23 protein-coding genes are annotated in these 20,554 nt (G+C 69.9%); 13 read left to right on the top strand and 10 right to left on the bottom strand.

The window, feature by feature from the left end; all coding sequences use genetic code 11:
* Positions 1-320 precede the first annotated feature (320 nt).
* From MBA17_RS06360 to MBA17_RS06350, 3 genes are read left to right on the top strand one after another with little or no spacing between them, the layout of a single operon-like run.
* On the top strand, positions 321-1,445 hold the full coding sequence (locus MBA17_RS06360; RefSeq protein ID WP_238495336.1) for a zinc metalloprotease: 1,125 nt from the start codon (positions 321-323) through the stop codon (positions 1,443-1,445).
* Positions 1,446-1,479: 34 nt separating this feature from the next.
* Complete coding sequence (locus tag MBA17_RS06355; RefSeq protein WP_238495335.1) at positions 1,480-1,797, top strand: hypothetical protein; 318 nt, start codon at positions 1,480-1,482, stop codon at positions 1,795-1,797.
* 19 nt (positions 1,798-1,816) lie between these two features.
* Positions 1,817-3,055 carry a M28 family metallopeptidase gene (locus MBA17_RS06350; RefSeq protein WP_238495334.1) on the top strand — a complete coding sequence of 413 codons (1,239 nt, stop codon included), beginning with the start codon at positions 1,817-1,819 and terminating at the stop codon, positions 3,053-3,055.
* A 39-nt stretch (positions 3,056-3,094) separates the two neighbouring features.
* Here MBA17_RS06350 and MBA17_RS06345 read toward each other — a convergent pair whose 3' ends face one another.
* The 5 genes from MBA17_RS06345 to MBA17_RS06325 all read right to left on the bottom strand — a co-directional run bounded on the left by MBA17_RS06345 (position 3,095) and on the right by MBA17_RS06325 (position 6,661).
* On the bottom strand, positions 3,095-3,994 hold the full coding sequence (locus tag MBA17_RS06345; RefSeq protein WP_238495333.1) for a cation diffusion facilitator family transporter: 900 nt from the start codon (positions 3,992-3,994) through the stop codon (positions 3,095-3,097).
* Positions 3,994-4,407, bottom strand: coding sequence for an ArsR/SmtB family transcription factor (locus MBA17_RS06340; RefSeq protein ID WP_274385012.1), 414 nt, complete (start codon positions 4,405-4,407; stop codon positions 3,994-3,996). Before MBA17_RS06340 ends, MBA17_RS06345 begins: the two co-directional genes overlap by 1 nt.
* A gap of 120 nt (positions 4,408-4,527) precedes the next feature.
* Positions 4,528-5,706 (bottom strand): hypothetical protein, encoded by a 1,179-nt coding sequence (locus tag MBA17_RS06335; RefSeq protein ID WP_238495332.1) that lies wholly within the window; start codon positions 5,704-5,706, stop codon positions 4,528-4,530.
* Positions 5,703-6,371 (bottom strand): SigE family RNA polymerase sigma factor, encoded by a 669-nt coding sequence (locus MBA17_RS06330; protein ID WP_238495331.1) that lies wholly within the window; start codon positions 6,369-6,371, stop codon positions 5,703-5,705. Before MBA17_RS06330 ends, MBA17_RS06335 begins: the two co-directional genes overlap by 4 nt.
* A complete protein-coding gene (locus tag MBA17_RS06325) occupies positions 6,323-6,661 on the bottom strand; it encodes a hypothetical protein (protein WP_238495330.1) in 339 nt (112 codons plus the stop codon). The genes MBA17_RS06330 and MBA17_RS06325 overlap by 49 nt, the downstream gene beginning before the upstream one ends.
* Before the next feature lie 350 nt (positions 6,662-7,011).
* Between MBA17_RS06325 and MBA17_RS06320 the strand changes: the two genes are divergently transcribed.
* Together MBA17_RS06320 and MBA17_RS06315 are read left to right on the top strand one after the other, a co-directional pair.
* Entirely contained in the window at positions 7,012-7,374 is a 363-nt protein-coding gene (locus tag MBA17_RS06320; protein ID WP_238495329.1) for a hypothetical protein, read from the top strand.
* A gap of 170 nt (positions 7,375-7,544) precedes the next feature.
* The gene (locus tag MBA17_RS06315) at positions 7,545-8,192 is read left to right on the top strand and encodes a class I SAM-dependent methyltransferase (protein ID WP_238495328.1); all 648 of its coding nucleotides are present in this window, start codon (positions 7,545-7,547) and stop codon (positions 8,190-8,192) included.
* Between the two features lie 97 nt (positions 8,193-8,289).
* Here MBA17_RS06315 and MBA17_RS06310 read toward each other — a convergent pair whose 3' ends face one another.
* The 4 genes from MBA17_RS06310 to MBA17_RS06295 form a co-directional block, all read right to left on the bottom strand.
* Positions 8,290-9,474: a serine hydrolase domain-containing protein gene (locus tag MBA17_RS06310; RefSeq protein WP_238495327.1), complete on the bottom strand. Its 1,185-nt coding sequence runs from the start codon at positions 9,472-9,474 to the stop codon at positions 8,290-8,292.
* Positions 9,475-9,513: 39 nt separating this feature from the next.
* On the bottom strand, positions 9,514-9,891 hold the full coding sequence (locus MBA17_RS06305; RefSeq protein ID WP_238495326.1) for a hypothetical protein: 378 nt from the start codon (positions 9,889-9,891) through the stop codon (positions 9,514-9,516).
* Between the two features lie 385 nt (positions 9,892-10,276).
* Positions 10,277-11,662: an MFS transporter gene (locus tag MBA17_RS06300; RefSeq protein ID WP_238495325.1), complete on the bottom strand. Its 1,386-nt coding sequence runs from the start codon at positions 11,660-11,662 to the stop codon at positions 10,277-10,279.
* Positions 11,663-11,945: 283 nt separating this feature from the next.
* Positions 11,946-12,872, bottom strand: a complete 927-nt coding sequence (locus MBA17_RS06295) for an LLM class flavin-dependent oxidoreductase (RefSeq protein WP_238495324.1) — start codon at positions 12,870-12,872, stop codon at positions 11,946-11,948.
* Positions 12,873-13,019: 147 nt separating this feature from the next.
* Between MBA17_RS06295 and MBA17_RS06290 the strand changes: the two genes are divergently transcribed.
* Genes MBA17_RS06290 through MBA17_RS06280 form a run of 3 tightly spaced genes read left to right on the top strand, consistent with a single transcriptional unit; the run spans position 13,020 to position 14,736 of the window.
* Positions 13,020-13,430, top strand: a complete 411-nt coding sequence (locus MBA17_RS06290) for a MerR family transcriptional regulator (protein ID WP_238495323.1) — start codon at positions 13,020-13,022, stop codon at positions 13,428-13,430.
* Positions 13,431-13,474: 44 nt separating this feature from the next.
* Positions 13,475-13,840 carry a carboxymuconolactone decarboxylase family protein gene (locus MBA17_RS06285; RefSeq protein WP_238495629.1) on the top strand — a complete coding sequence of 122 codons (366 nt, stop codon included), beginning with the start codon at positions 13,475-13,477 and terminating at the stop codon, positions 13,838-13,840.
* Between the two features lie 2 nt (positions 13,841-13,842).
* Positions 13,843-14,736, top strand: coding sequence for a virginiamycin B lyase family protein (locus MBA17_RS06280; protein WP_238495322.1), 894 nt, complete (start codon positions 13,843-13,845; stop codon positions 14,734-14,736).
* A 17-nt stretch (positions 14,737-14,753) separates the two neighbouring features.
* Here the strand turns inward: MBA17_RS06280 and MBA17_RS06275 are convergent, their stop codons facing one another.
* Positions 14,754-15,563: an AAC(3) family N-acetyltransferase gene (locus MBA17_RS06275; RefSeq protein ID WP_238495321.1), complete on the bottom strand. Its 810-nt coding sequence runs from the start codon at positions 15,561-15,563 to the stop codon at positions 14,754-14,756.
* 227 nt (positions 15,564-15,790) lie between these two features.
* Here MBA17_RS06275 and MBA17_RS06270 point away from each other — a divergent pair, with 227 nt between their 5' ends.
* From MBA17_RS06270 to MBA17_RS06250, 5 genes are all read left to right on the top strand, one after another.
* Positions 15,791-16,549, top strand: a complete 759-nt coding sequence (locus tag MBA17_RS06270) for an SDR family NAD(P)-dependent oxidoreductase (RefSeq protein ID WP_238495320.1) — start codon at positions 15,791-15,793, stop codon at positions 16,547-16,549.
* A gap of 2 nt (positions 16,550-16,551) precedes the next feature.
* Positions 16,552-17,949, top strand: coding sequence for a lyase family protein (locus tag MBA17_RS06265; RefSeq protein ID WP_238495319.1), 1,398 nt, complete (start codon positions 16,552-16,554; stop codon positions 17,947-17,949).
* Positions 17,942-18,889 (top strand): thiamine pyrophosphate-dependent dehydrogenase E1 component subunit alpha, encoded by a 948-nt coding sequence (locus MBA17_RS06260; protein WP_238495318.1) that lies wholly within the window; start codon positions 17,942-17,944, stop codon positions 18,887-18,889. The genes MBA17_RS06265 and MBA17_RS06260 overlap by 8 nt, the downstream gene beginning before the upstream one ends.
* Before the next feature lie 126 nt (positions 18,890-19,015).
* On the top strand, positions 19,016-20,008 hold the full coding sequence (locus tag MBA17_RS06255) for an alpha-ketoacid dehydrogenase subunit beta (RefSeq protein WP_238495317.1): 993 nt from the start codon (positions 19,016-19,018) through the stop codon (positions 20,006-20,008).
* A 69-nt stretch (positions 20,009-20,077) separates the two neighbouring features.
* Positions 20,078-20,551, top strand: coding sequence for a VOC family protein (locus tag MBA17_RS06250; RefSeq protein WP_455432704.1), 474 nt, complete (start codon positions 20,078-20,080; stop codon positions 20,549-20,551).
* The last annotated feature ends 3 nt before the right edge of the window (positions 20,552-20,554 follow it).

The raw sequence follows: 20,554 nt of genomic DNA, 5'->3' as shown, positions 1-20,554 counted from the left end.
CTCACGCTCGGCCCCGGTCAGTTCCTGGGCGCTTCTGTCGAGCGATTCGGCTGTGGAGAAGTCCACAATATGTCCCATGAGACTCACCTCCGTTCGCGGAAGTACAGGGGCACAAATGCCCGGCGGCGCCATCGGTAAACCAGAGCGCCAAGCTCCCGAGCGGCCCTCCTAATCGGGAAAATTCGCATTAGTCGGTTATTTGCGATTTTGGGAGCTTGAAGGGGATTCGAGGGTGGGTACGTCGGGCGCAGAGCGTTTCAGACGTGCCAGGGGTGCTCCGGACCGGGTGAGCCACCCGGTTCCACTCGGGAAGGATTCTCATGACCGAATACGGATCTCCGCAGCCGCCGAGCCGTGACCTGTGCGCCACCATGCTCGTCCACCGCCAGTTGCTCAACGAGAGCATGACCTACCGATCGCGGCGCGCCGCGATCGAGAACCGGGCGTTGCAGTACGAGCGCGGCCGTCGCGCCTCCCTGCGTACCGAAGTGGTCACCCTGCCCGTCGTCGTCCACGTGGTCTACAACCCGAAGACTCCTGAGCTGAACATCGGCGACGCGCAGATCCACAGTCAGATCGAGGTCCTCAACAAGGATTTCCGCGCAACCAACTCCGACGTGGGAAACGTGCCGGCGGTGTGGAAACCGCTGGTGGCGGACATCAAGGTCGAGTTCCAGCTCGCGACGCTCGATCCCAACGGCGAACCGACCGACGGAATCATCCGGGTCCCGACCGACCAGCTCAGCTTCTCCTGGGACAACGGCGTCAAGGCCAGCGCCACCGGCGGGTCCGACCCCTGGCCGAGTGACCAGTACCTCAACATGTGGGTGTGCCAGCTGGGCGGCTCCCTCCTCGGCTACGCCCAGTTCCCCGGCGGTCCGCCACAGACCGACGGCGTCGTCATCCTGCACTCCGCCTTCGGGACCACCGGCACGGCGGCGGCTCCCTTCGACGGCGGCCGCACCGCGACGCACGAGATCGGCCACTGGCTGGACCTGTACCACATCTGGGGCGACGACGACGGCGCGTGCACCAGCGACGACAAGGTCGCCGACACGCCGAACCAGGCGGACTCGAACACCGGCGTCCCGACCTTCCCCCGCATCACCTGCGACAACGGCCCCCACGGCGACATGTTCATGAACTACATGGACTACACCGACGACGCGGCCATGTTCATGTTCACCCAGGGACAGGCCACGCGGATGAACGCCTGCCTGGAAGGGACCCGGGCATCGCTCCTGGTCGGGCAGGTGATGCGGATGCCCGCCCCGGCAGCCGCGACGTCCCCGGCGGCGGCCGTCGCGGCGGTTCCCGCGCAGCAGCAGCCCGCGCACAACGGCGAGGTGGAGCGGTTGCTGCACGACAGCGAACGGCTGACCAACGAGATCCTGACCGACATCCGGTCGGCGCTCGGCCTGGTCACCGGCGACACCGGCAAATGATCGGGTCACCACCGGGCCCGGCGGAGGTCGACGCGTGAACGACGCGCCGCCCGGCGTCATCGGCGCCTGGCTCCACTCCTTCGAGGAGGACACCGAGACCACGGCGGTCTATCGTCCTCGCGATCACCCTTTCCGCCCCGCGCGGCGCGTGCGGCGGGGGCTGGAGTTCCGGGCGGACGGGACGTACGTCGAACTTCGTCCCGGCCCGGACGATCGTCCACGAGAGATGGTCGGTCGCTGGCGAGCCCAGCCGGACGGTCGTATCCAGGTCACCTTTCCCCAAGGGCATGGCAGGCCGTACGAGTTGAACGTACTCTCCTGCGTGGACGGCGTGCTCACTGTCGCCAAATGATCTGTGCGAGGGAAGAGCCATGAAGCTCGGCACCGTACTCCTGCCCGTCGACCGGGACCAGACCACGGCGCGGGTCACGACGCCCGGTCTGAACTGGACCCGCCTCGGTGACACCATGCTGTACTGGACCGCGGACGACGAGCTCTGGGATCGGGCGCACGAGCGCGTCCGCCTCACGGGGCTCTCCCTGGAGGAGCGTCCCGCGCCGGGGCAGGCCGGGGATCTGCGTCTGGTGACACAGGTGGGACGCGTGTTCCAGCATGAGCACCCCGACGTCCCCGTGCTGGTGGACAAGGGCCGCTACCTCGTCGTCAGCATCGATGAGCGGCGGCTCGGGCAGATCCCGCCCCGTGCCGACGTCTGCTACCGGGTGGAGCCGCTGCCCGCCGGCGCCGTCGCCTTCCGGACCGTGACCCCGGACGTCCGTGCGCCGATCCCGGAGATCCAGGCCTTGGTGGACCAGGTGTCGAAGGACGATTACCGGGAGTTCCTGACCGAGCTGGTGGACTTCGGCACCCGGCACTCGCTGAGCGCCGGTTTCCCTGCTGTGGCGAGCCGAGCCCGGGACCGGCTGCAGGGGTTCGGCTACCTGGCCGAGCTGGTTCCGATCACCGTCGGGTCCGGACAGAGCTTCAACGTCGTCGCCAACCGGCTGGCTGCGCATCGCCTGCCTCGCGAGATCGTCGTGGTCACGGCCCACCTGGACTCGATCAACCTGGCCGGCGGTCCCGCCGCGCCGGCGCCCGGCGCCGACGACAACGCCAGCGGCGCCGCCGGCCTGCTGGAGATCGCACGCGTGCTCGCGGGGCTGGACATACGGCAGGACCTGCGCCTGATCCTGTTCGGCGGGGAGGAGCAGGGGCTGTTCGGCAGCAGGCAGTACGTCTCGGCCCTGAGACCCGAGGAACGCGTCGACATCCGCATGGTCATCAACATGGACATGATCGCGACGCTCAACACGGCGACGCCGACCGTGCTGCTGGAGGGCGCCGAGGTGTCCCAGGTACTCATCGACGACCTGGCCGCCGCCGCGGGGACGTACACCACGCTCTCCGTCCAGACCTCGCTCAATCCGTTCAACAGCGATCATGTGCCGTTCATCGACGCGTTGATCCCCGCGGTGCTCACCATCGAGGGCGCGGACGGCGCCAACGAGAACGTGCACACCGCCGACGACACGCTCGACCGCATCGACTACGGGCTCGCGCTCGACATCATCCGCATGAACGTCGCGACCGCGGCGGAGGCGGCGCTGTAGCGGCCCGGTGGCGACGAGGGGCAGGCGGGCAGGTCCTGCTCACCAGCCCAGTTCGTCGCATCCGATGTGGTCGGCGGGTTCGACCTGGAGGGTGGCGTGGGCGACGCCGTGACGTTCGCGCAGGAGGTGGCGGGCCTGGTCGAGCACGGCGTGGTGGTCGGCCTGGTCGACGGTCACCAGGTGGGCGGTCGCCACGTGCATGCCGGACGTCAGGGTCCACAGGTGCAGGTCGTGGACGTCGCGCACGCCGTTGATGGTGGCGAGGTCGCCGGCCACGGCGGCCGGGTCCATGCCGGCCGGGACGTGCTGGCCCAGTACGGCGAAGACCTGCCGGCCGAGCGAGATCGCGCGGACGGCGACGAAGGCGCCGATGGCCAGGGCGACCAGCGTGTCCCATACGGCCTGGCCGGTGGCGGCCACCAGCCAGCCGGCGGCGATGACACCGACGGAGCCGGCGGTGTCGGCCACCACCTCCAGGTAGGCGCCCTTCACGTTCAGGCTCTCCGCGGCTCCCGAGCGGAGCAGCAGCAACGCGATGACGTTGACGAGCAGGCCCAGCGCGCCCACGACGAGCATCGGCCCGGAGGAGACCTCGGCCGTGCCGCCGATACGGCCCACGGCCTCGACGACGACGTACACCGCGACGACCAGCATCAGCACGACGGCCAGCAGGGAGGCGAACACCTCCGCCCGGTAGGAGCCGTAGCTGCGGCGTCCGGTGGTGTCGGGTCGTGCGGCGATCCGGGTGGCCACCAGCGCGGCGCCCAGGGTCACCACGTCGGCGGCCATGTGCCCGGCGTCGGAGAGCAACGCCAGCGACCCGGACAGCAGCCCGTAGACCAGCTCGACCACGAAATAGAGGCCGACCAGGGCGAAGGCGACCGCGAGCCGCCACCGGTGACGTGCTCCGGCGTGCCCGTGCCCGTGCCCGGCGCCCATCAGTGGTTCCCGTCGCGTTCGGGGTGGATGGCCTGGGTGTGCTCGGTGTGCGCGACCGCCAGATCGAGCAGCATCCGCACATGAGCGTCCTCAAGGCGGTAGTAGGCCATCCGTCCGGTACGGCGGACCGCGACGATGCGGTGTGCCCGCAGCAGCCGCAGCGCGTGCGACGCGGCCGATTCGCTCTGCCCGGTCACCGCGGCGAGATCGCACACGCACAGCTCGCCTTCCAGCAGAGCGACCAGCAGACGCAGCCTGCCCGGGTCGGCCAGCAGCCCGAACACCTCCGCGGTGTCCGTCAGGTCCGCCGCGTCGGGCATCCGTTCGCGCACCACGGCGACCCGGGGCGCGTCCACCACCCGGACCGTGCACCCGTCGATGTCCATCAGTCGCTCGTCTGAAGAGCTATTCATATATACAGGCTAATCGCCCCCGGGCCGATCTATCAACAGGTCCCTGGACTTCGCCGAGCCGGCCTCGATCCTGGGACCTGTCCAGCCTCCTCCGTGCCGATGGACGCGGCGCTCGGCCGCTCACCCACTGCGCAGGGAGTAGGCGGTCACACCCTTGGGCAGGTCGGCGACCCGTGACAGCGCGCCGGTGTTGATGTTCCAGCCGAGCAGCCTGTCCTCGCTCTCGATGATCACTGTGTCCCGGCTGATCCAGCCGCGCACGGGGCAGCCGGCCTTCCCGCACCTCATGTCAGGAGAATCGCCCCAAGGCAGGAGCAGCGTCCTGACCACCCGTCCCGTGGCGACGTCGGCCACGACGACCACGTCGGCTCGCTTCGCCTGGTCGGAGTGGGCCAACGCGGACCTGGCGACGAGGCCGTCGCGCTGCCATCCGTGGTTGCCCAGGATGCCCACGGGCATGCTGCCCTCGTCGGTGATGTCCTGGACGCCCAGCCCCACCTCCGACCCGCCCTCCTGGATGACCGTCCAGCCGCCTTCGTCGGGCGAGACGATCCTGAGGTCGCGGTAGCCCGCGACACCCGTGAAGCCCTTGTACGGCTGCCGCCGTACCTTCCCCGTGGCCAAGTCGAGCAGGTAGTTCGCCTCCTCCTGCTCGACGAGGAGTTGCCCGCCGCGCCAGAGCACCACCTCGTTGAACCCCGGCACCGGGTAGCGCCTGGCCCGGCCGATCACGAGGTCGACGACCACCACCTCGTCCTTCTGCGGGAAGGCGGCCATCGTCCCGTCGGGGGCGAGCGAGTTGGGCTTCAGCGGCGTCCCGCCGTTGCCGGCCGAGTCCACGGAATCACCCAGCTTCACATCGAGAGGGATGCGGCCGCCGGATTTCATCATGTAGATCCGCCCGTCGCCGAACTCGGCCAGCGCCAGGACAGGTCCGGAAACCGCGGTCACGACGGGGATGTCGGCCCACTTCTCCGGCAGCGCGGTCGCCAGCGTGGGCAGCGCCTCCTCGCCGCTGGGCGGCGGCGCCGTGTCCGTGGCGGGGGTCGGCGGGATCGTGGGCGTGAGCGGGGGCGTGACGCTGGGATACACGGTGATGCCGCGCTCGACCGACTCCGGGGACACGGCGATCCCCACCACGACGAGCGCGGTGACCGTCGCGGCCGCCGCGGCCACCCTCCACCGGCGGCGGGTACGGCTCCGCGTGCCCTGCCGCCACAGCTCGCCCGCGCGGGACGGCCCCTCCGGCAGAGTCTCGGCGAGATCACTGAAGAGCTCCCGCAGCCTCTGGTCCGTCATATGAAAACCTCTTCCAGCTCGGGAGCGACCTCGCGTAACCGCTTCAGCGCCGCGTGCGTCTGGCTCTTCACCGTCCCGGACGAGACCCGGAGGATCGCGGCGACCTCCCCGACGGGCAGGTCCTCGTAGAAGCGCAGCACCAGCACCGCCCGCTGCTTCACCGACAACCTGGCCAGCGCGCGGGCGAACACCACCTTCAGGTCCGAAGCTCCCGAGATGTCGTGATCCGCCTGCTCGGGCGGCTCCCCGTAGGCGAATTCCCGTCGCCTCCGCCACCTGGACGCCACGTCCCTGTACAGGGTGGTACGCACGTAGCTGACCGGGTCGGTATGCACTTTCGACCAGCGGCGCGCCAATTTGATCAGGGCATCTTGGAGCACGTCCTCGGCCAGATGCCTGTCACCGCTGATGAGGATGGCGGCACGCAGCAGCCGCGGGTGCCAGGCGACGACGAAGGCCTCGAACGCCTCGGAATCCGTCATGTAGACAAGACGCTCCAGAGGGGGTGAACGGTTGGGGCCTTCACGAAATCCGCCGTTTTCGCGGAGCCAGGGCGTCGCCAGAGGAAATCTGCAGAAGTCGGGCGAGGTGTACTTGACTGGACTCGTGGCCGGTTTCACGCCGAACCATGCGATGGCGGCGCCCCGATGGTCCTCTGCAGCCACTCGTTGAGAGCGGCGTAGTCACAGTCGGTCAGGCCCTGACGGGGGTCGACACGATGGAGCAGAGCATGTCCGCGATGGTGTGCGGACACCCAGGTTCGATCAGTGCTCGTAATCTCGTCATCGACCCAGGCGAATGAGCGCCCTGCTGCCCAGTCGACGAGAGCGCGGGTCTTCCAGTGCAGCCCGTTCCGCTCGTCCTGCTCGTCGGTGTCGGATGATTCCGGCCAGATCACCACTTTCAGCTGCGGCAGGCCGATCCGTGGTGCGATGCACTCGTTCGCGTCAGCCATCCATGTCGTGGCCCAGACCAGATCGCACGGTAGTGCCGCCAACCGGGGCCCGTGCATGGGATTGATCCTGGCCAGAAGCGGATTCGAGTCGGTTCCTGTGGTTCGGGACTCGCTTGATAGGTCGGATACTGCTGCGGCGCGCCGAAGGGAATGAGTGGTCCGTCGACATCGAGGAAGAGCAGCGGACGCCCGGAACCGGTCACGGCTGCACGATAGCGGCTCGTCCTGGCGGTCCGGCTCGACGAGCGGCTCCATCCGACTCATGAGGAAGGCCGGGCGTCATCGGTAATCCTGGTCGGATGGAGCCTCTGATGGGAAGATGTCTGGCATGACGATCATCAGAAAGGCCGATGCCGCGTAAACGGCTTGGCCGCGTCCGTGCCGACCTTCCGCGCCGGCCCCGGTTGCAAGACGACATCACGACCATTCACGGTCTGTCCTCGAAGGCACTCGCAGAGATCCGACGGATCGAGCGTCAGAAGAAGTACCTGTGGCCTGGCTCGATCGAGTCGGCGATGGTGCGCTGGAGAAGCTTCGTCCACCAGCCGAATCGACGCCTGTGGGACTACGAGAGCGAGGGCTGCACGGAGTGGGCCTGTTGCGGCGACCCGCGGCAGGCCCGCGAGTACCTCGAAGCGGTGATGCTGGCGATGACCCGGCGGCGGGCGCGCGAACTCCGCACCCTCGTTGAAGCCCTGGACAGACACTACTGATTCGAAGCGGCACCACCGTCACAGCTCGGCATCATGACGTCCGGCATTACTCCGGAAGTCGGGTATGCCGAGGTGGACGGTGGTGTGGCTTGAACGTCCGGCAGAGCGTCGGCTCTCGGGCATGCCCAGGTCGATTCGCCTCGGGGCCGGGAACTACTACTGTCGCGAGCATGGTCGAACACGATGCCCTCAGCGTCACCCGCGAGGGTTACGACGCTGCTGCCCCCACTTATGCGCAGCTGTTCCGGGACACGCTGCGTGACAGTCCCCTGGACCGCGCGATCTTGGGTGTCTTCGCCGAGGTCGTAAGTGCGAGTGGGGACGGTCAGGTCGCGGACCTGGGGTGTGGGCCTGGCCATATCACCGCCTATCTGGACGAGCTGGGGCTGGCGGCGTTCGGTGTCGATGCCTCTCCTGCGATGATCGAGTTGGCTCGACAGGCCTATCCGGGCCTGCGGTTCGACGTGGGCTCGATGGCCGCGTTGGACATCGCTGACGGTGTGCTTGGCGGCGCACTCTCACGTTGGTCCATCATCCACACTCCGCCGGAGGAACTCCCCGTCATCTTGGCGGAGTTCCACCGCGTGCTGGCACCTGGCGGCCACCTTCTGCTCGGCTTTTCGGCAAGCGAGGATCCGTCTCACCTGACGCAGGTCTTCGATCACGCGGTCGCCCTGGCCTATCGGTGGTCGCCTGACCACCTCGCCGCGATGCTGCGCAAGTCCGGGTTGGCCGAGGTGGCCCGGATGGTTCGCGAGCCTCAGCCCACCGACCGACGGCAATTCCAGGCGATTCAACTGCTCGCCCGTAAAGCCTAGGCAGGGGCGCACCTCACGCCCGCCCAGGCCGCCCTGCAGATCGCAGAGTCCGTCAAGAGTTGAGGTCCGCCCGCCACACGAAAACAGGCGCAGGTCCTTAGCGGGCTGTGGCCTTCATCGCGTTCTGGACCGCGCTGAGGAGGGCGGCGGCTCTCAGGTTCGGCGGGTTCTCCTGAATGCGGTTCATGACATAGCCGAACGCGAGGCCGGTCGCCGGATCGGCGAAGCCGAGCGATCCGCCGAGACCGGGAAACCCGAAGGCGGTCGGGCTGTACCAGAACGCGTCGGGTGTCGGCAGTCCGAAACCGGTGCCGATCCGAACGGGTACGCGCAGGATGCGGTCGGTGCCACTGACCTGCTCCGCGGTCGCCGCGGCCAGGGTGCCGGGTTCGAGTATGCGGTGCCCGTCGACCTCTCCGATGAGCGCGGCGTAGAAGCGGGCCAGCGCGCGGGCCGTGCAGATGCCGTTGGTCGAGGGCATCTCGGCCGACTGCTCGTCGGGGTCGTTGTGGTCCAGCGGAGGCTGGACGACGGTGAGCGACCGTACGGTCAACGACGTCGGATCGGTGTAGGCCGCCATCACCGCGCGCACGGGGTCGGGAAGGGCGTCCAGGTCGATCTGGGCCGGCGTCCCGAACTCGAGCGGGTCGGTGATGATCCGGCTAACCCGATGCCGTTCGGCCTTCGGCAGCCCGATCCACAGGTCCAGGCCGAGAGGTGCGGCGATCTCCTCCGCGAGGAACGTGCCGAGGCTGCGGCCGGTCACCCGGCGGACGACTTCTCCGACCAGCCAGCCGTACGTGAGCCCGTGGTAGCCGTGTTCGGTGCCCGGCTCCCAGGACGGGCGCTGAGCGGCGAGTGCGGTCACCATCGGGTCCCAGGCGATCGCCTCCGCCGGGGTGATCGGATGGTCGATCGTCGGTAACCCGGCCTGGTGGGTGAGCAGCCAGCGGACCGGGATGTGCTGCTTGCCGTTCGCCGCGAACTCCGGCCAGTACTCGGCGACGGGTGCGTCGAGGTCGAGTTCGCCCCGCTGGGACAACAGGTGCGCGCAGGCGGCCGTGACGCCCTTGGTGGTGGAGTACACGACCTGCAGGGTGTCGCGCTCCCAGCGGCGGCCGTTCTCGGGGTCGGCCATCCCGCCCCACAGGTCGACGACCTTCCGGCCATGCAGGTAGACGCCGACCGCGGCGCCCACCTCCTGGTCGCCGGCCAGATTGGCCGCGAACGCCGTACGTACTTCTTCGAATCCAGGTGCGGTGTGCCCGCCGATTTCGGGCATGCGTCATCGCCTTCCGTGTACGTGGTGTCGCCGGACGCGCTACTTGCGCCAGCTGTCGACGAGCCAGGCGCAGAGCTCCGGCTCGGTCATCTCGGGAAACTCTTCGGTGAACGTGACGAGGGCGCGCATCGCCTCGCTCCGGTCCAGGCCGCGAATCGCCGCTTGCCTGAGGTACTCCTGGCGTGCGACGGAAGGACGGCCGCCGCCTGTGCCGCGACCCGGCAGGCCATCGCGCCACCGAACTATCTCCGCCAGCCGCTCAGCCCGCCAGCCGGGAGACTCGTCGACCTCGACGTCGGGTTCGGGAAACGGGTGGTTCGAATCGCGGGGATAGCGGGAGCGCCACTTGTGCACCGCGTGCCGGCTCACCCCCAGCGCGTCGGCGAGGCCGATGACGCCGAGATAGCGCTCGGTCATGGTGCACCCAACTTGTCTTTCCGGCCTCCTCAGCGGATCTCATTACTACCACGCCCAAGCCGGATTTCTCGCGTCGCCAGGATGCGTTGAAAACCGTCTCTGATGGAGACGACGTTAGTGGAGCCATAGAACATCGTCAACAACGAAGACAAAGTTCTCGTGAAGGCTCCAGGCCGGCACTGCTTCTGCCGGCACACGGTGACCATCGGCGGAAGGCGGGCTGCGTCCGCCGTCCCCGCTCGCCATCGCGGCGAGCAGGAAGGCGAAGGTCATCAGCTTCGGCGGCCATGCGACGCGGGCCCTCGCCCGCGCGGCGGCGGGCCGTGTGACGGTGATCAGTGCGATGCGGGCCCTCGCCGTACGGCGGCGGGCTGTGTGACGGTGATCAGTGCGTGGACGACGCCGCCCGGGGCTCCTCCCCGCCGGGCTCGCCGGCGCCGGTGTCTTCCGGTTCGGAGTCGCCGGAGTCGTCGGCCTCCTGGTCGAGCGGGTGTGCCAGCTCGTCGGCCGGCATCCGGGCGAGCACGATCGCCAGGATCGCGATGGGAAGCGGCAGGATGCCGGCGATGACGAACGTCGGGACGAGGCCGATCGCGATGCTGACCGGACCGGCGAGCGCCATCGACACCGGCATGAAGACGAGCGAGACGAAGAAGTCGAGGCTCGACACCCGGCCGAGCAGGGCCGGCGGCACCCGGCGCTGCAGCAGCGTGCCCCAGATCACCATCGGTGCGCTGAACAGCGCGCCGAGGATGAACGCGCCGAGGGCGATCAACCAGACGTCGTTGGCCAGCCCGATCAGGATGAACGGCAGGCAGGCGATGCCCCACATCAGGTTCATCGTGGTCAGGTAGCGCTTCGGCAACTTGCGGGACGCCATCGCCAGCGAGGCCAGCGCACCGCTGACGCCGAAGGCGGCCATCACGATGGCGTGCTCCTTCGGCCCGCCGCCGGCGCCGTCCTTGACCGCGAACGGGATCAGGACCTCCATCGGGCCCATCGTCACGAGGATCATCAGCGAGGCGAAGACCAGCGTCGCGAGCAGCCACGGCGTCTTGACCATGTAGACGAAGCCCTCGCGCACGTCGATCAGCATCGACCGGACGGGATGCCGCGACTCGTCCGCGCTCGGGTCACGCCGTACCGGAACGGGGCGCAGCAGGACCAGGAAGATCGTCGCGACCACCTGTGCCACGGCGCCCACCGCCAGCGCGGCGCCCGGCGAGTAGGCCGCCACCAGGAAGCTGGCGATGGCGGGGCCGCCGGCCTGCATGATGATCGGCCGCAACGTGCCCTCGACGCCGTTGGCGGCGAGCAGGTGGTCGGCCGGCACGATGGAGGGCAGCATCGCGGAGTAGGCCGGGTAGTAGAAGCCGGAGCCGACGCCCCGGAGGAACGCGACCGCGGCGAGGTACCAGATGTCGATCATCCCGAGCAGCGCGAGCGTCGCGGTCAGGATGGCCGCGCCCGCCAGGAGCAGTTCGGTGATCAGCAGGATCCGGCGTTGCGGGACCCGGTCGGCGACCACTCCGCCGAGCAGGACCGTGGCGACCATGCCCACCGCCGCGCCGGTTGAGACGATCGAGAGCTCGGCGGCTCCGCCGTCAAGCGCGATCACCTGCCACACCATGGCCATCAGCCACAGACCTTCGCCCAGCATGGACGCCGTCAGGGAGCCGACGAGCAAGCGATACTGCCCGTGCTGGAACGGCCGGAGCGGCCCGCGGAGCCATGGCGAGGCGCCTCCACCGGCAACGGTCGGTTCAGTCATTACGGCTCCTCCAAAACAGCGACTGGCACCAACTTAGATGGGCCATCCGACAGAATTCGTCAATGATCATTTCCCTGGCCGCCGGTGTGGCGGTAGGGCTCGGTGCGCGTGGTGAGAGCCTGCGTGTGATCTCCCAGGTGTGACACACGCCGCGCCGCACGGTCGGGGGCCGGGGACGTTCACGCGAGAGCCTGGACGTGGCCTTCCCGGCACCGAGAATTCAGCCCAGCGACTCTCGGCGGCGCAGAGAGCCCTCCGCCGGAGAACGGGCACGACGTCAGGCTCAGCGCAGCAGGGCGCGGACCTCGGCGATGAGATCGAGCTGGCGCAGATAATCGCCACTGTGCACGCCGATGCCCACCTCGTCGATGCCCACCTCGGCGTAGGCGGCCAGGCGTTCGGCGGCCTCCGCCGGCCCGCCGGTGATCGTGGCCTCGGCGATCTGCTCAGGCGTCATCGCGAAGGCCGGTCCGAGTTCGCGCCACATGGCCTCGCGTGCGGTGCGGTCCGCAGGGTCGTCACCCAGGACGGCGTGCACCCCGATCTGGATGCCCGGCGGCCGCCGCCGTCCGCTCGACTCGGCGAGGTCGCGCAGGCGGGCCGCCGCGGCGGCGACCTGGCCGGGGGTCATGAACGACGGCAGCCAGAAGTCGCCGTGCGCGACGACCCGCCGGAGCACGGCGTCGCCGTCGCCACCGCCGATCATGATCGGCGGCACCGGGGTTCCGGGAGCCAGCGTGACGATCGGCTGATCGGGGCCGGGTCCGACCGGGGTGGGCTCGCCCGCGATCAGCCGGGGCAGTTCCTCCAGCGCTACGTCGACGAGCCGGCCGCGTCCCTTCGCGGGCGCGTTCACGGCCGCCCAGAACGGTGATCCGGCGAAGCCGCCGAGCCCGACACCCAGCCGGATCCGGCCCTGTGAGAGATACTGCAACGTCTGGATCTGCGCGGCCAGCATGGCGGTGGGGCGGGTCGGCAACGACAGCACGCCGAAGTCCAGGCTCACCCGCTGGGTGACGGCGGCGGCGGTGGCCACCACGGCGATGCTCTCCAGCGACACCGTGCCGTCGCCGATGAGCACGTCGGCCGCTCCCACCGAATCCAGACCGGAGCTCTCGGCCCGGCGTGCCGCCTCGGCCACCGCCCCCGGCCCCAGCGGCAGGACCTCCGCCATCGTGGGCAGGCTGATGCCGATCTTCAATTCTGCCATCTCTGTTCCCCTTCACACCGATGCGCCGTGTGATCCAGCTTGAAAGATGAAGGGCACTTGAGGTCAAGTGGCGCCCTGCCCCGGCATCCGTGACGCCCCCCAAGCGGGCTTGCGTTGGAGCGCGCTCCAACTTCTAGCGTTACCGCCATGACCATGACATCACCGGCGGCTCCCGCCCTCGACGAGGATGAGACGCTGCCCATCGCCGAGGTCGCCCGGTGTACGGGTCTGTCGGCCGACACCCTGCGGTACTACGAGAAAGCCGGCCTCATCGACAGCGTGCGCCGCACAGCCGGCGGCGTCCGGCGGTACGCGGCCGTCGACATGGACTGGCTGGCCTTCCTGCTCCGCCTGCGCGACACGGGCATGTCGATCGCCAACATGCAGCGCTTCGCCGGGCTGCGCCGCGAGGGGGACGCGAGCGTGGCAGAGCGCCTGGCCCTGCTGCGCGAGCACCGCGACGGCGTCGACAGGCGCATCCGCAGTTTGCGGGAGAACAACCGTGCCCTGGATACCAAGATCGCCCACTATGAGGAACTGCTGGAAGGAGAGCGATGATGGAAGACGAACGATATGCGCGCGGCCTTAAGGTCTTGGACACGGTGGATGGGGAGAGCGGTCACCGGGTCGTTGAATCCCTGCGCGACATCGCGCCTGATCTGGCCAGGCACATCGTGTCTTACGGCTTCGGCGACATCTACGCCAGGCCGGGGCTGCGGCCGCGGCAGCGGCAGCTGGTCACCATCGGCGTGCTGACCGCCCTCGGTGGTTGCGAGCCGCAACTTGAGGTCCATCTCAACGCCGCGCTGAACGTGGGGCTGACGCCCGAGGAGATCGTCGAGGCGCTGATCCACAGCAGCGTGTACTGCGGTTTCCCGAAGGCGCTCAACGCCGTCTTCGTGGCCAAGCGTGTGTTCGCCGAACGGGGCCTGCTGCCCGTCGGCGCGGGTCGTACCGGGGAGGTCTGATCATGCGGTTCCCCTTCGCCTCCGGCTTGAACGGGCCGCGCGTGCTGGTCGCGGGCGCCCTGCTGATGACCGCCCTGTCGGCATGCGCCGGTGACGGCGGACAGCCGCGGGCCGGTACGCCGGCGTCCAGCCTGGCCACCACCGGGACCCCCGCCTCTCCTGGGTCCCCGGCCACCCCCGGCTCTCCGCTGTACACCGACTTCTCCGCCCCGACCGGCATGGTCTACGGCCCGGACGGCAGCGTGTACGTGTCCAACTGGTCCGCGGGAACGGTGGAGCGCATCACGTCCGATGGACGCCGCTCCACCTTCGCCGAGATCTCCTCTCCGTCGGGCCTGGCCATCGACGGCAAGGGCAATCTGTACGTCGCCGGCTACTCCGACGACGTCATCCACCGGGTGATGCCCTCCGGAGAACGACAGACCTTCGCCACCGGTTTCCACACCCCCGCGGGGATCAGTTTCGACTCCCGGGGCAACCTGCTGGTCTGCAACAGGGCCAGCGACGAGATCATGCGCGTCGCCCCGGACGGCGCGGTCAGCCGCGTGGCGGGTGGCCTCAACACGCCGGTCGGGGTCGTCGAGGACTCCGCAGGAACGATTTACGTGTCCAACTACGTCGGCGGCGTGGTCTCCCGGATCACGCGCGACGGCGAGGCGGAGCCGTTCTCCGACGATTTCCAAGGCCTGGGCGTGGGCATGGTCGTCGACCGCGACGACCGCCTGTTCGCCGTGGACTTGTCCGGCGGCCAGATCAAGCGGATCGAAAGGGACGGCCAGGCCGTGGCGGTGATGTCGGGGCTCGGCTCCCCGGTGGCGCTGGCCGCCGACCCGGACGGAGTCCTGCACACCGCCACCTGGGGCGACGGCGCCCTCTACCAGGTGCCACGAAGCTGAGGCCCGAGAGCGGGACATCAGGTCGAGGCGGTACGCGGCCGGTGCTCGGCCAGCCAGACCTCGGCGAATGCGACAGTGTCAGCCAGGGAGAACAGCCGAGTCTCGGCCGCGCCCACCTTGCCCTGGAACACCGGGCGCTCCTTTTCGAAGGCCGCCCCCAGATCACCGAAGCGCTCCTCGCTGATCGAAATGTCACGGACGGTACTCCAACGGCGTCCCTGCGGGGTCATGACCGCGAAGGAGTTATCGACCTGTGGCGCGGGGATCCGATACTCGGCCAGATGGAACGCCGTGCACGATGCGAAGCCCACGCCTAGGAGCAGGATCCGCGCCCTTGCTTCCTCCAGCCGTGCGAGCGGGCTTCGCTCGCCGAGTTGGCAGTCCAGCGTGTGGCCGGCCACGATCGCAGCGGCGCGCGGACCCAGGGCCGCGAAAGAAGTCTGCGGATGGGCGCTGCGGACGGCGCCCGGCCAATTGCGGACTGTCTCCGGGATGACACCGACACCGCGGGTGGGTGTCGTGCGCGGGTCATAGGGCGGCATCGATGCACGGATATCCGCCCACCATGTCTCAGGGACCGGCGGATTGCCCCATGTCGCCGGATCCGAGTTGTCCCCCGAGAGCGTCGGCACCACCAAAGTCCCGTCGTCACCAAGGGCATCGAGCAGCGCCTGAACGACGGCCTCAGGACCGCCGCAGACCCAGCCGAGCGAGCTGAGGGAGGAGTGCACGAGAAGGGTCTCACCAGGGAGAACACCAATCTCACGCAGCTCGGCGGCGAGTGATTCGCGCGTACACATCGGGCCGGTCAGGGGCGTCATCGACATAACTGATGATTGTGCATACCCCGAGATCCGCCTACCACTGGATTTTGACAACTCTTCCGGCCCGAGCCGGCCTGCATGGCCCTCCGCTCGGGTCGGTGCCATGAAGTGCAAATTACGTCGTGAGAGTTTGAGGGCTTTGGTTGTCCTCTTGTTTGCTTTGTGGGCCGCTGTTATGTTCTGGTCAATCGATTGACCGGACTGCTCGGCCGACTGAAGGGGCCATCGGGATGGCTGTCACGATCGACCTGGCCGGCCGTACGGCCCTCGTCACGGGCGGCGCGGGAGGTCTGGGGTTCGCCTGCGGGCGCGCACTGGCCGACGCGGGAGCGGACGTCGTGCTCTCCGACCTCGCGGGGCCGCGGCTCACCGAGGCGGCGGCCACCCTCGGCGCGCGGGCCTGGGCGGCCGACCTCACCGACCCGGCCCAGGCCGCGGCGCTGGCGGCCGGGCTCGACCGGATCGACGTGCTGGTGAACTGCGCGGGGATCATGCACACCACGCCGCTGCTCGACATCGAGGCCGGCGAATGGCTTCGCGTCATCGACGTCAACCTGAACGCGACGTTCTGGCTCACCCAGGCCGTCGGACGGCGGATGGCCGGGCAGGGCGGCGGTTCGATCGTGACGCTCGCCTCCGTCGCCGCCCGCTCGGGCCGTCCCAACGCGGCGCACTACTCGGCCGCCAAGACGGCGTTGATCTCCCTGACGAAGTCGGCGGCCGAGGCGCTCGCACCCGTCCGGGTGAACGCGGTCTGCCCGGGGGTCTTCCGCACCGCCATGTGGGACGACATCATCAACGACCGCGACCGGCGGTTCGGCGGCGGCGCGGGGGCCGATTTCCTGAAGGAGGTCAGCGAGCGTGCGCCGCTACGGCGGGCGGGCCGTCCCGAAGAGGTCGCCTCGGCGGTGCTCTTCCTCGCCAGCGACCTGGCCTCCTTCGTCACCGGCCAGGCGCTGAACGTCGACGGCGGACTGGAGATGAACTGACCTTGCACGCCACCCGCGGCACCCGGCAGACCTTCAAACTGCTCCCCGAGCTCTTCGGCGACGACGCCATGGCCGAGATCTTCTCGGCCGACCGCACCGTGCTCGCCTGGCTGCGCGCCGAGGCGGCGCTCGCCCGCGCCCAGGCCGACGCGGGCGTCATCACCGCGGCCGACGCGGAAGCCGTCGCCGCGGCCTGTGTGCCGGCGAACATCGACGTCGAACGCCTCTGGCTCGAAGCGGCGAACGTCGGCTACCCCATCCTGCCGCTGGTCCGCATGATCGCGGCGGCCCTGCCCGCAGGGCCTGACGGCCGCGTCCACTACGGCGCGACCACGCAGGACATCATGGACACCGCCCTCGCCCTGCAGATGGGCGAGGCGCTCGACCGCCTAGCCGTACTGCTCGACTCCTTCGGCGGCGCGCTCGACCGGCTGGTGGCCGCGCACGCCGGCACCGTCGTCGCCGCCCGCACCCACGCCCAGCAGGCCGTGCCCACGACGTTCGGCGCGAAGGCGGCGGTGCTGCTGGCGGAGGCGACCCGGCAGCGCGAACGGCTCGCGAGCGCCGCGCGGCAGGTGCGGGTCGTCTCGCTGTTCGGCGCGGGCGGCACCTCAGCGGCGCTGGGGGAGCGGTCCTCAGCCGTGCGCGAGGGCATGGCCGAACGGCTGGGCCTGCGCACCACCGCGGTGCCGTGGCATGTGGCCAGGGACGGCATCGCCGAGTTCGGCGTGACCTGCGCGAGCCTCGCGGCGACCGCGGCGCGCTTCGCCCGCGAGGTCGTGGACCTGTCCAGGACCGAGATCGCCGAGGTCCGGGAGGCGGGCGGCCATCATCGCGGCGCGTCCTCCACGATGCCGCAGAAGGCCAACCCGATCGGTTGCGAGGCCGTCATCGGCATGTCGGGGACGGCGGGGGCGCTCAGCTCCGGGCTGTTCCGGGCGATGGAGGCCGGTCACGAGAGGGCGGCCGGCGAGTGGCAGGTGGAGTGGTACCTCGTGCCGCTGCTCGCCGAACTGGGCGCGGGCGCGCTCGCCACCGCCGCCGAGGTCGCCGCCGGCCTGCGGGTCTTTCCCCAGACCATGCGCGCCAACCTCGACGCCGACGGCGGCCTGATCATGGCAGAGGCGTACATGATGCGCCTGGCCCCCGTACTCGGCCGTGAGAAGGCGCACGACCTGGTCTACCGGGCGGCGCACGAGGCGCGGGCGCGCGGGCTCGCGCTGGCCGACGCCCTGCGCGAGGTGGCCGCGCCCGGTGACCTCACGAGTTTGGGCGTGCTGCCCATCCTGCCCGAGTCCTACCTCGGCGACGCCGAGACGGTCTGCGCCGCCGCCCTCGCGGCCTGGCGGAGCGGCAGGGGTGACGGGATCGAGACCGGTGAGGGGAACGACGTTGAGTGAGCGGCGGCTCGCGGATCTGCTGACCATGTGGCGGATCCGCGCGTTCGAGGAGAAGGTGCGCGACCTGCGCGCCGAGGGCCCGATCGTGGGGTCCGTGCATCTGTGCGTCGGGCAGGAGGCCATCCCGGCCGGCGCGTGCGACGTGCTGGAGCCGCAGGACGCGTTGTTCGCGACCTACCGCGGTCACGGCTGGGCGCTGGCCAGGGGCGTTCCCGCCGAACCTCTCTTCGCCGAGCTGATGGGCCGGGCCACCGGTGTCAACGGCGGCAGGGGCGGCTCCGCCTACTTCACGGCCGCCGAGTACGGCTTCCACGGGGAGAACTCCATCGTGGGCGCCGGTGCGCCGATCGCCTGCGGGGCCGCGCTGGCCGGTCGGTTCGACGGTTCGAACCGCGCCGCCGTCACCGTCTTCGGCGACGGTGCGATGAACCAGGGCGCGGTGCACGAGGCGATGAACTTCGCCGCCGCCTTCGCCCTGCCCGTGCTCTTCATCTGCGAGAACAACCGCTACTCCGAGCTGACCCCGATCCGCGACATGGTGCGCGCCCCGCGTCTGGCCGACCGCGCCGCGGCGTACGGCATGCCCGGTCACCGGATCGACGGCAACGACGCCGAGGCGGTCCGCTTCCACGTGCGCGACGCGCTGGAGGTGGCCCGCGAGGGCGGCGGCCCGACCCTGCTGGAGTGCATGACCGAGCGCCTGGTCGGCCACTACATCGGCGACGCCGAGACCTACCGGCAGCCCGGTGAACTGGACCGGATCGGACGCCGGGAGCCGATCGTCCGGCTGCGCGAAGGACTGCTCGCCGACGGGGTGCCCGCCTCCGCCGTCGACGCGGTGGAGGGCGCGGCACGGGCCGAGATGGAACGCGCCGCCACGTCCGCGCTCGCCGCACCCCCCGCCGACCCCGCGACCGCCAGGGAGCACCTGTATGCCTGATCTCGTGGAAGCCCGTGGTCTCGGGTATGGCGAGGCCGTGAGCGTGAGGGGGCGCCTGTATGCCTGACCTCGTGGAAGCCCGTGGTCTCGGGTACGGCGAGGCCGTCAACGCGAGGGGGTGTCTGTATGCCTGACCTCGTGGAAGCCCGCGAGCTCTCGTACGGCGAGGCCGTCAACGCGGCTCTGCACCGGCTGATGGCGGAACTGCCGGAGACCCTCGTCTACGGCGAGGACGTCGGCGTGCCCGGGGGCGTCTTCGGCGTTACCCGGGGGCTGCGTAAACGGCACGGCGACCGGGTGTTCGATACTCCGATCAGCGAGTCGGCGATCCTCGGCAGCGCCGTGGGCGCGGCGATGATGGGCCGCCGCCCGATCGTCGAGATCATGTGGGCCGATTTCTCGCTGGTCGCGCTCGACCAGATCGTCAACCAGGCGGCCAACGTTCGCTACGTGTCGGGCGGCCGGCTGAGTGCTCCGATGACGATCCGCACCCAGCAGGGCAACGCGCCGGGCGCGTGCGCGCAGCACTCGCAGTGTCTGGAGGCGCTGTTCCTGCACGTGCCGGGCCTGCGAGTGGTCATGCCCAGCACCCCGCAGGACGCCTACGACCTGCTGGTCACCGCGGTGCACTGCGACGATCCGGTCCTGGTGGTCGAGAACCGCACCCTGTACTCCGGCCCGAAGGAGCGGGTGCGGGTCGGCGGCCCGGTGCTGCCGCTGGGCGGGGCGCGCATCCGCCGGGCCGGCTGGGACGTCACCATCGTCACCTGGGGCGCGATCACTCAGCGCGTGCTGGAGGCGGCCGAGGCCCTGGCCCGTGAGGGGATCGAGGCCGAGGTGCTGGAGACGCCCTGGCTCAACCCGTTCGACACCGAGGCCGTCGTCGAGAGCGCTCGCCGTACCCGCAGGCTCGTGGTCGTGCACGAGGCGAACGTGACCGGCGGCTTCGGCGCGGAGGTCGTGGCCCGCGTCGCCGGGGCGGGGGTGCCGCTGCTCGCGCCGCCGGTCCGGATCGGCACCCCCGACGTGCGGATGCCCGCCGCCCAGGTCCTGGCGCGGGCGCTGGTGCCCGACTCCGCTCGCATCACGGCGGAGGTGCGCGCTCTTGTCCGGCACTGAGACGCCCTGGCCGTTCGCGTTCGGCCTGGGAACCGCCGTACCTTCGTCGGCCGTGTCCACCCGGGAGTCGTGTTGAGGGGCGTCTGGCATTTCTCCTTCACGGTCGCCGACCTCGACAGGTCCGTGGCGTTCTACCGTGACCTGCTCGGGTTCGTCCTGGTGCACCGCCAGGTGCAGGACAACGACTACACCCGCAGGCTCGTCGGCTATCCGGACGCCGTCCTGCGCGTCGCGCAACTCGCGGTGCCCGGCCAGCCCCGCGGTGTCTCCACGCATGACCTGGAGCTGGTCGAGTACGTCCGGCCGAAGGGCGTGGGCCGGGACCCGGCTCGTCACCTGCCCGGCGCGGCGCACCTGGCGCTCACCGTCGAGGACGCCCGCGCCGAGCACGCGCGGCTGTCGGCGGCCGGGGTGTCCTTCGTCTCCGCACCGGCGGAGATCACGGCGGGCGTGAACGCGGGCGGGTTCGCCTGTTACTTCCTCGACCCCGACGAGATCACCCTGGAACTCGTGCAGCCCCCGCTCGAACGATCGACCCTCTGAGGA

Source organism: Dolomitihabitans soli, assembly GCF_022213955.1.
In the GTDB taxonomy this organism is placed as follows: Bacteria; Actinomycetota; Actinomycetes; order Streptosporangiales; family Streptosporangiaceae; genus Streptosporangium_A; species Streptosporangium_A soli.
This window is presented reverse-complemented; position numbering and strand designations above follow the sequence as displayed.